We start from the raw sequence: 9,336 nt of genomic DNA on the forward strand, positions 1-9,336 counted from the left end.
GATATTTGGAATGAATTTCACGACAAAAATTATACAGAAGATTTTATAAAAAGATGGGGGTTAGAGCTTGTTGCAGTTATTACGCGGTCGCTTATAGAAATTGGAGAAAATGCAGATATTTTATTTAAAGAAACGGACCCTTGGAGACAAATTTCAGATGTGTCTACTAAGGAAAAACTTTGCGAATGGATGAGAAACATAATAGAAGTAGTATGTGAATATGTTTCTCTTACTAAAAACTCTAAAAACAAAAAATTAGTTGATGAGGTTGTCAAACTAATACAAGAAAATTATAGTGATTTAAACATTTCTTTAAATAGCATTGCTGAAAAATTATATATAACCCCAAACTATTTAAGTACTTTATTTAAAAATGAAATGGGTGTCACATTTTCAGATTATTTAACAGCTTACAGAATTGAAAAAGCGAAGGAGCTTTTAAAAGATGTAAAGGTAAAAATATACGAAGTAGCTGAAGCTGTTGGATATACTGATCAACATTATTTTAGCAAAGTTTTTAAAAACATAACAGGTTTTACTCCAAAAGAGTATAGAGAAAAAATATTGTAACAATTTTTTTGGCAGTTGTATTACGGAAATTATATATCATTGGTATAATAGGTAGTGGGGGAAAATATATACACAGAGAAGGAGATGATTTTATGCTAATTGATGATTCATTAAAGGAGTATATTGAAAAAGTGGCCTCAAAATCACCAACACCGGGAGGAGGAAGTGTATCGGCGGTATCAGCAAGCCTTGGGATTGCCCTTTCTTCTATGGTTTACAATCTTACAATAGGGCGAAAATTTTACGAGGAATATACTGACGATATTAAAGAAGAGATTCAACAAGGGCTTAGTATATGTAATCGACTTCTTTCAGAATATGTAAAGCTTATTGATGAAGACACTGTAGCTTATGACGAAGTGATGAAGGCCCTTAAAATGCCAAAAGATACTGAAGAAAATAAAAAAATAAGAAACGAAGCACTTCAAAAAGCTTATATTAACGCTATGAATGTTCCTCTAAAACTTGCGAGATTATGTGGAGAGGCATTTACCCCGACGATGTTGATTGCGGAATACGGAAATCCTAATGCCATATCTGACGCGGCAGTTGGGGCTATTCTACTATATGCAGCTATAGAAGGAGCTGTTTTAAATGTAAAAGTGAATATTCCCTACATTAAAGATAGAAAAATTACTGAAAGTGCAAATAAAGAGTGTGATGAGATTTTGGCAAAATACAAAAATATAAGGGATGAAATTGTAAATAAAGTTTTAAGTAAAATTTCTGGATAGAGTGCGATGAGCACTCTTAATTTTATTTCATATTTTAGAAAAATATTGTCAAGAATTTTAAAATAAGCTTTAAATTTTGCATAAAAAATTGTTGCTGCAGAAATATAAAGAAAAGAGAAGATTTTGAAAGATATCTATAAAAGAGCTTACTAAAATAACTTATTTTAAAATTTGTAACGAGAGATTAATAAAGTTATAATAAGGTTAGATGTCAGACAAGTCTATATGTTTACTACTTGTATAAGTAGTAAACGGTAACAAAAATTTTTATAGGAGGTTATATGATGAAGAAGTGGCGTGTTGTTTTAGTATCTGTGTTGATCTTGCTGCTGTCAGTATCAGTATTCTTATCAGGATGTTCTTCAAAGACAAAGCAAGAAAGCACACAACCTCAAACTACTACACAAGAGGCTAAAAACAAGAACTTTAAAGTAGGTTTAGTTACAGATGTTGGTGGTATTAATGATCACAGTTTTAACCAAATGGCTTATGAAGGCTTACAAAGAGCTGCTAAAGAATTGGGTGTTACAGTTAACGTAATACAATCAAAACAAATGACTGACTACGTTCCAAACTTAACAAATTTTGCACAACAAGGCTATAACTTAGTAATTGCGGTAGGTTTTATGATGCATGATGCTGTTGAAGAAGTATCACAAAAATTCCCAGACACGAAATTTCTTATAATTGACTCAGAAGTTACAGACAGACCTAATGTTTCATCAGCTATGTTCAAGACAGAGCAAGTTGGTTATCTTGTAGGTGCTATGGCTGGATTAATGGAAAAAGAAAAGGTTGGCAAGGTAAAAGGTACAAACATCATAGGTGTCGTTGGCGGGATGCAGATACCACCAGTTGATAGCTTTATTGCAGGTTATCAACAAGGAGCAAAAGCTGTAAATCCTGACATAAAAATTCTCATCAATTATACAAATAATTTCAATGACCCAGCGGCAGGTAAACAAATGGCTTTGACAGAGATAAGCCAGGGTGCAGAAATCATTTTCCAAGTTGCTGGTGGTACTGGTGACGGAGTAATAAAAGCGGCACAAGAGAAAAACGTATATGCTATTGGTGTTGATGCAGACCAAAGCTATTTAGCTCCTGATCATGTTTTGACATCAGCAGTAAAAAGAGTTGATGTTGCAACATATGATGTTATAAAAGATACTTTAAATGGTAACTTCAAGAGTGGTATTGTATACTTTGATTTGAAAAATGAGGGTGTTGGAATAGGTAAAGTGAACAAAGATGTTCCGCAATCTATCATAGATAAGGTTAATCAATTAGCGCAGGATATAAAAGACGGTAAGATAACAGTGTCTGATAAAGTTTCAAAATAAACTAAAATCAAAAAAACGGGGCTGAGTACTGTTCAGCCCCTTTTTGGAGGTAGGAGTATGAGTGCTATATTGGAAGTAAAAAATATTACGAAAGTATTTCCTAAAGTTGTAGCAAATGACAATGTCAATCTCACAGTTGAAAAAGGAGAAATTCACGCTATACTTGGAGAAAATGGCGCTGGTAAATCTACTTTAATGAATATTATATATGGGTTGTATAAACCAGATTCAGGTAAACTTATTTTTGATGGGGAAGAGCTCAATCTAAGTGGTCCTCATGAAGCTATTGAAAAAGGTATAGGAATGGTGCACCAGCATTTTATGCTTATTCCTGTTTTAACAGTTGCAGAAAATATTGTATTAGGAGCAGAGCCTAAAGGTATAACTTATGATAGAAAAAAAGCAAATGAACTAATAAAAGAAATTTCACAAAAATATCATCTTGAAATAGACCCTGAAGCGAAAGTAAAAGATTTATCTGTTGGCCTTCAGCAAAGAGTTGAGATTTTAAAAGCTTTCTATAGAAAAGCGAAACTTTTAATTTTAGATGAGCCGACAGCTATGCTTACTCCTCAGGAAACAGAAAAATTATTTGAAATAATGAGGGGACTTGTAAAACAAGGTATGTCTATAATATTTATAAGCCACAAGTTAGAAGAAGTCTTGGAAATTTCTGATAGAGTTACTGTTATGAGGCGAGGTAAAACTGTTGGTACTTTGAACACAAAAGAAACAAATGAGCAAGAACTTGCTAATTTGATGGTAGGTAGAGAAGTAGTACTCCGAATAGAAAAGACTGAGTACAAACCAGGGGATGTCGTTTTAAGTGTTAAGAATTTAAATGTAGTTGACCAGCAGAACGTTCCTAAGGTTAAAGATGTAAGTTTTGATATACACGAAGGAGAAATTTTCGGACTTGCAGGTATAGATGGAAATGGGCAATTAGAATTGGTGGAAGCTATAATGGGATTAAGGCCTAAGAAATCAGGCAATATTTTATTTTATGGGAAAGATGTTACAAATTTCTCTACAAAACAACTTTATAGAGAGGGAATATCCTATATTCCACAAGATAGGCAAGCAGATGGACTTGTTTTGGATTTTACAATTGCAGAAAATTTGATTTTGAGAGAATATAGAGATCCTACCTATTCTCGTTATGGTGTAATTCAATATAAAAAAGTTTATGAAAACGCCGAGAGAAAAGTCAAAGAGTTTGACGTAAGGCCTCCTGAGTACATGCTTAAGGCTCGGGGTTTATCAGGAGGAAATCAGCAAAAAGTTATTTTGGCAAGAGAGGTAGGATACAATCCTAAGCTTTTAATTGCGGTCCAGCCTACAAGGGGAATGGATGTTGGCGCCATAGAATATATCCATAAGAGAATACTGGAATTGAGAGATAAAGGTGCTGCTGTATTTCTCGTTTCATTAGAATTAGAAGAGATAATGTCATTATCAGATAGAATTGGAGTCATATACAATGGCCAGCTTATGGATATTTTGGATGGCAAGACTGCAACAAAAGAGCAAATAGGAATGCTTATGGCTGGTTCACGATTTGATAAGACGACATTGGAGGCGAGATAATGAAGAATATTTTAAAAGAACTTTATATACCAGTTGTAGCTGTGCTTATAGCCATCGTAATAGGTTCTATCATAATGATTATTACTGGTTTTAATCCTATTAATGCGTATGCTTCATTATTTATTGGAGCTTTTGGCTCAGTCAATAATATTGCAAATACTCTTGCAAATGCTGTGCCACTTATTTTAACAGGACTGGGCGTAGCCATTTCCTTTAAAGCTGGACTTTTCAATATAGGTGCAGAAGGTCAATATTGGATAGGAGCAATTGTGGGTGTATGGATTGGCTACAGTTTCAGTGGGCTTCCTTGGTATATTCATATACCTTTTGCACTTATAGCTGCGATGATAGCGGGAGGACTTTGGGCAGGACTCATTCCAGGACTTGCAAAAGCATATACCGGTGCGAATGAAGTTATAACTACCATGATGATGAGCTATATTGCGATATATTTTAGCCACTTTTTACTTGAGTTTGGCCCTATGATGGAGAAGGGGGGAACAATTCCTCAATCTCCTATAATTAAGGAAAGTGCAGTAATACCATTTTTAATTCAAAACACTCAGCTTTCTTACGGAATTTTTATTGCTCTTGTTGCCGCAGTTTTTGTATATTGGCTTATGTTTAAAACAACGTGGGGATTCGAAATGAGAGCAGTAGGATATAATCAAAGAGCAGCAAGGTACGCAGGAATGAATGTGCCTTTGAATATGGTGCTTTCATTAGGATTAAGCGGTGTATTTGCAGGGCTTGCTGGTGCTGTCCAAATGTTAGGAGTACAGCATAGACTCTATGACAGTTTTACTTCTGGATATGGTTATACAGCAATAGTTGTAGCCTTACTTGCAAACAATAATCCGATAGGAGTTATATTTGCAGCAATTTTGTTTGCTGCTTTAGGTACAGGTTCTCAATATATGCAGCTTAATGCGCAGGTACCGGGTCAAATGGCAGACGTTATTACAGGGCTTATAGTATTCTTCGTTGCAGCTCATAGAGTAGCAGAAGTTATAAAAGGTATGTTTGCTAAAAAGCAAAAGAAGGAGGCAGAAGCATGAAAGAAGTACTTTTGAACCCTCAACTTTGGGCAGCTACTTTGGCAATGGCCACACCATTGGCATTGCCTGCGCTAGGTGGTACCTTTTCTGAAAGGTCTGGTGTTGTAAATATAGCAATGGAAGGCATTATGCTTATTGCAGCATTTTTTGCGGTTGTGTTTGCTCATGCTACTGGTAGTGCTTGGTTAGGACTTTTAGGTGCTATGATAGTTGGGCTTATAGTAGCTTTGATTTTTGCGTGGGCGGCTGTAAGCTTAACAGCTAATCAAATAATTTTAGGTATGGCTATTAATATTTTTGCATCGGGTATTACAGCATACCTTTTAAACACGATGTATGGTTTTACAGGTACTCCTACTGATACTCCTATGCTTCCCACTATAGATATTCCAGGCATTAAGAATATACCATTTTTAGGCCAAGTTTTAAGTGGTCACAGTGTTGTAGTATATTTGATGATAATAATTTTATTCATATCAGATTATTTTCTGTTCCACACAAATTTGGGACTAAGACTTCGAGCAGTTGGTGAAAATCCTGAGGCGGCTGAAACAGCGGGTATAGATGTTATAAAATTAAGATATCTTGGAGTAGCTTTGAGTGGTATTCTTTCTGCGATGGGTGGCGCTTATCTGTCGATAGGTGCGTTAAATAGTTTTAATCCTGATATGACGAGTGGTAGAGGTTATATTGCGTTGGCAGCAATGATTTTTGGTAAATGGACACCTTTTGGGTCTTTTGGCGCTGCACTTCTCTTTGGATTTGCAACGGCTCTCAGTATGCAGCTTCAAAATACGGCATTTTCAAAGAATATAATCATGATGTTGCCTTATATATTGACTATTCTTGCACTTGTGGGTGTCGGTGGAAAGAGTGTGCCACCTGCTGCAGATGGAGTACCTTATACACCAAAGAAATAAGGGATTTTTATGTCGATGTTGTTACCTGAAAAAAAACCGCTGTATGAGCTCGCCTTAAGGAAAATGGAAGAATTGATAAAGACAGGGCAGTGGAAAGAAGGGAGCAAGCTCCCTTCTGAATCACAGCTTGCCAAACAATTTGGCATTAGTCGAGCTACTTTAAGGGAAGCAATGAGAATTTTAGAAGATGAAGGACTTATAGTGAAACAGCAAGGGGTAGGAACTTTTGTAAGGAGAAAACCCCTTATAAAGAGTGGCTTGGAAGAGTTATTTAGTGTTACCACTTTAATTGAAAGGCAAGGGATGGTACCTGGTACAAAAGATTTTACTGTATATAAATTGCCTGCTACAGAAAATGAGGCAAATCACTTAAAATTGAAACCAGGAGATATTATATATAAAGTAGAAAGGGTAAGAACAGCAGATGAGGTCCCGGTTGTGTATTGCATTGACAGGTTACCTCGAAGCATTGTAGGCGAATCTTTTACGGGATTTGAACAATCTGTGTTTTCTTACCTTGAAAGTGAACACTCTATTACAATAACCTATGCAGTTTCTAATATAAGAGTTATAAAACATGACCCTGTAGTTGAGAAAAAACTAATGATGGACAAAAATGATTCAATTCTTTTGTTAGAACAGGTGCATTACGATGAAAACAATACGCCAATCCTTTATTCTTCTAACTATTTTAATGCTTCTAAATTCGACTTCTATATTATACGCAAAAGAATATTATGAAAGTAGGTGCATAAGATGGAATATAAAGATTATGAGAAGCTTATAGATTTAGCAAAAGAGGCGAGGGAAAGGGCTTATGTGCCTTATTCCCATTTTAAAGTAGGTGCTTGTGTTCTTACTGAAAATGTCAAAACTTATCAAGGCTGCAATATTGAAAATGCTTCTTATGGTCTTACAAATTGTGCAGAAAGAACAGCTCTCTTTAATGCTTATGCAAATGGAGAAAGGAAATTAAAGGCAATTGCTGTTGTTGCTGACACTGAAGGTCCTGTCTTTCCTTGTGGTGCTTGTAGGCAGGTAATGATGGAACTTGGTGGAGAAGACATGGTCGTGATACTCAGCAATATGAAAGGCGATTACGCTATTGTTACTGTTAAAGACTTATTGCCAGGTGCTTTTACCTCAAAAGATTTAAGGGAATAATGGGGAATAATACGTACACAAGTTCATAGAAGAGGTGGTAAAATGTTCAAAAGAGTCATACTAATAGTTTTAGATAGCGTCGGAGTAGGAGAATTGCCAGACGCATATAAATTTGGAGATGAGGGTTCTAATACTTTAGGTCACGTCACAGAAAAAACAGGTATTGGACTTCCTAATATGGGAAAATTAGGTTTGGGAAATATTATACCTTTAAAAAGCGTTCCTGAAAACCCGAATGCTGTTGGCGGATATGGCAAAATGGCTGAGAAATCAGCAGGGAAAGATACTACTACAGGCCATTGGGAGATAGCAGGACTCTTTATTGAGAAACCTTTTCCTACTTATCCCCATGGTTTTCCTGAGGAAATTATTAAAGAGTTTGAGAAGAGGATTGGAAGAAAAGTTTTGGGAAATAAGCCTGCTTCAGGTACAGAAATAATAAAAGAGTTGGGAGAAGAACATGTAAAAACAGGTTTCCCGATAGTTTATACTTCTGCTGATAGCGTATTTCAAGTAGCAGCCCATGAGGATGTCATACCTCTTGAAGAGCTTTATAGAATTTGTGAAATTGCCAGGGAAATACTTAAAGATGACCATGCGGTAGGAAGAGTAATTGCAAGACCTTTTACCGGCACTCCTGGAAATTTTGTAAGAACAGGAAATAGAAGAGATTTTTCTCTCAAACCTTTTGAACCTACAGTATTAGATATGTTAAGGGAAGAGGGATATGAAGTTTTTGCTATAGGAAAAATTGAGGATATTTTCGCTGGACAGGGAATTACTAGAAAAAACCATACGACAAACAATGAGGAGGGCATTACAGCTACTATAAAAGCGATGGATAATATTAAAAAAGGGTTAATTTTCACAAATTTAGTTGATTTTGACATGCTGTATGGTCATAGAAATGATGTTGAAGGATATGCAAAAGCTTTAAAACATTTTGATAATGGGCTTCAAGAAATTATGGGAAAACTCACAAAAGAAGATTTGCTAATTATAACTGCTGACCATGGGTGTGACCCCACTACCCCAAGCACAGATCATTCAAGGGAATATGTGCCACTATTAGTTTATAGTCCTTTAATGACACACGGAGTAAATCTTGGAGTGAGAAGTACTTATTCAGACGTTGCAGCTACAATATCTGAAATATTTAAAGTTGGTCCTACAAAACATGGCACATCCTTCTTGAGGGAATTACCTTTATGACAGGAGGTATAATTTATGCGGATGTATGACCTTATAATGAAAAAGAGAGATGGTGGAGTTCTTACAAAAGAAGAGATTGATTTTATAATTTCTTCTTATACCAAAGATTATCTTCCTGATTATCAGATGAGTGCTTTAGCAATGGCTATATATTTTAGAGGAATGACGCCAGAGGAGACTGCACATCTTACTATGGCTATGGCTTACTCTGGCGATGTGATGGATTTATCAGCCATTAAAGGAATCAAAGTGGATAAACACTCAACTGGTGGTGTAGCTGACACTACTACATTAGTACTTGCTCCGATGGTAGCAGCCTGTGGAGCACCTGTTGCCAAAATGTCGGGAAGGGGTTTAGGACATACCGGTGGGACGATAGATAAACTGGAGTCAATACCAGGAATGAGAGCAGAACTCAGCGAAGAGGAGTTTATTGATAATGTAAATAAATATGGTATTGCTATTATTGGGCAGACAAAAAATCTCACACCTGCTGATAAGAAATTATATGCATTAAGGGATGTTACTGCGACAGTAGATTCTATTCCGCTTATAGCGAGCTCTATAATGAGTAAAAAGATTGCTGCAGGAGCGGATGGAATAGTATTAGATGTAAAAGTTGGAAGAGGAGCTTTCATGAAAGACTTAGAAAGTGCCAAAGCCCTTGCTAAGTTGATGGTGGATATAGGAAATTCTGTAGGGAGAAAGACTGTAGCCCACGTTACAAATATGGATTATCCGTTAGGGC

10 protein-coding genes are annotated in these 9,336 nt (G+C 36.0%); all 10 read left to right on the plus strand.

Translation table 11 applies throughout. The features are described from left to right. Window positions 1–570: helix-turn-helix transcriptional regulator (locus M663_RS0111245; protein ID WP_029688976.1), on the plus strand; the 570-nt coding region annotated here is incomplete at its 5' end. A gap of 92 nt (window positions 571–662) precedes the next feature. Further along, on the plus strand, window positions 663–1,304 hold the full coding sequence (locus tag M663_RS0111250; protein ID WP_029688977.1) for a cyclodeaminase/cyclohydrolase family protein: 642 nt from the start codon (window positions 663–665) through the stop codon (window positions 1,302–1,304). Between the two features lie 284 nt (window positions 1,305–1,588). Further along, on the plus strand, window positions 1,589–2,647 hold the full coding sequence (locus M663_RS0111255) for a BMP family ABC transporter substrate-binding protein (protein ID WP_029688978.1): 1,059 nt from the start codon (window positions 1,589–1,591) through the stop codon (window positions 2,645–2,647). 57 nt (window positions 2,648–2,704) lie between these two features. Then, complete coding sequence (locus M663_RS0111260; protein ID WP_029688979.1) at window positions 2,705–4,234, plus strand: ABC transporter ATP-binding protein; 1,530 nt, start codon at window positions 2,705–2,707, stop codon at window positions 4,232–4,234. Next, window positions 4,234–5,292: an ABC transporter permease gene (locus M663_RS0111265; protein WP_029688980.1), complete on the plus strand. Its 1,059-nt coding sequence runs from the start codon at window positions 4,234–4,236 to the stop codon at window positions 5,290–5,292. Before M663_RS0111260 ends, M663_RS0111265 begins: the two co-directional genes overlap by 1 nt. After that, a complete protein-coding gene (locus tag M663_RS0111270) occupies window positions 5,289–6,212 on the plus strand; it encodes an ABC transporter permease (protein ID WP_029688981.1) in 924 nt (307 codons plus the stop codon). Before M663_RS0111265 ends, M663_RS0111270 begins: the two co-directional genes overlap by 4 nt. Window positions 6,213–6,227: 15 nt before the next feature. After that, entirely contained in the window at window positions 6,228–6,953 is a 726-nt protein-coding gene (locus M663_RS0111275; protein ID WP_029688982.1) for a GntR family transcriptional regulator, read from the plus strand. 15 nt (window positions 6,954–6,968) lie between these two features. Next, window positions 6,969–7,376, plus strand: a complete 408-nt coding sequence (locus M663_RS0111280; protein WP_029688983.1) for a cytidine deaminase — start codon at window positions 6,969–6,971, stop codon at window positions 7,374–7,376. A 42-nt stretch (window positions 7,377–7,418) separates the two neighbouring features. Then, on the plus strand, window positions 7,419–8,588 hold the full coding sequence (locus tag M663_RS0111285) for a phosphopentomutase (RefSeq protein WP_029688984.1): 1,170 nt from the start codon (window positions 7,419–7,421) through the stop codon (window positions 8,586–8,588). 15 nt (window positions 8,589–8,603) lie between these two features. Beyond that, the coding region (locus tag M663_RS0111290) for a thymidine phosphorylase (RefSeq protein ID WP_042805351.1) at window positions 8,604–9,336 on the plus strand (733 nt) is incomplete at its 3' end.

Origin of the sequence: Thermoanaerobacter sp. A7A (genome assembly GCF_000445185.1) — a bacterium.
GTDB lineage: Bacteria > Bacillota > Thermoanaerobacteria > Thermoanaerobacterales > Thermoanaerobacteraceae > Thermoanaerobacter.

Coding starts and splice junctions, on each gene's coding strand:
- M663_RS0111285 (WP_029688984.1), top strand. CDS start 7,419: ATGTTCAAAAGAGTCATACTAATAGTTTTAGATAGCGTCGGAGTAGGA.
- M663_RS0111275 (WP_029688982.1), top strand. CDS start 6,228: ATGTTGTTACCTGAAAAAAAACCGCTGTATGAGCTCGCCTTAAGGAAA.
- M663_RS0111250 (WP_029688977.1), top strand. CDS start 663: ATGCTAATTGATGATTCATTAAAGGAGTATATTGAAAAAGTGGCCTCA.
- M663_RS0111260 (WP_029688979.1), top strand. CDS start 2,705: ATGAGTGCTATATTGGAAGTAAAAAATATTACGAAAGTATTTCCTAAA.
- M663_RS0111280 (WP_029688983.1), top strand. CDS start 6,969: ATGGAATATAAAGATTATGAGAAGCTTATAGATTTAGCAAAAGAGGCG.
- M663_RS0111270 (WP_029688981.1), top strand. CDS start 5,289: ATGAAAGAAGTACTTTTGAACCCTCAACTTTGGGCAGCTACTTTGGCA.
- M663_RS0111255 (WP_029688978.1), top strand. CDS start 1,589: ATGAAGAAGTGGCGTGTTGTTTTAGTATCTGTGTTGATCTTGCTGCTG.
- M663_RS0111265 (WP_029688980.1), top strand. CDS start 4,234: ATGAAGAATATTTTAAAAGAACTTTATATACCAGTTGTAGCTGTGCTT.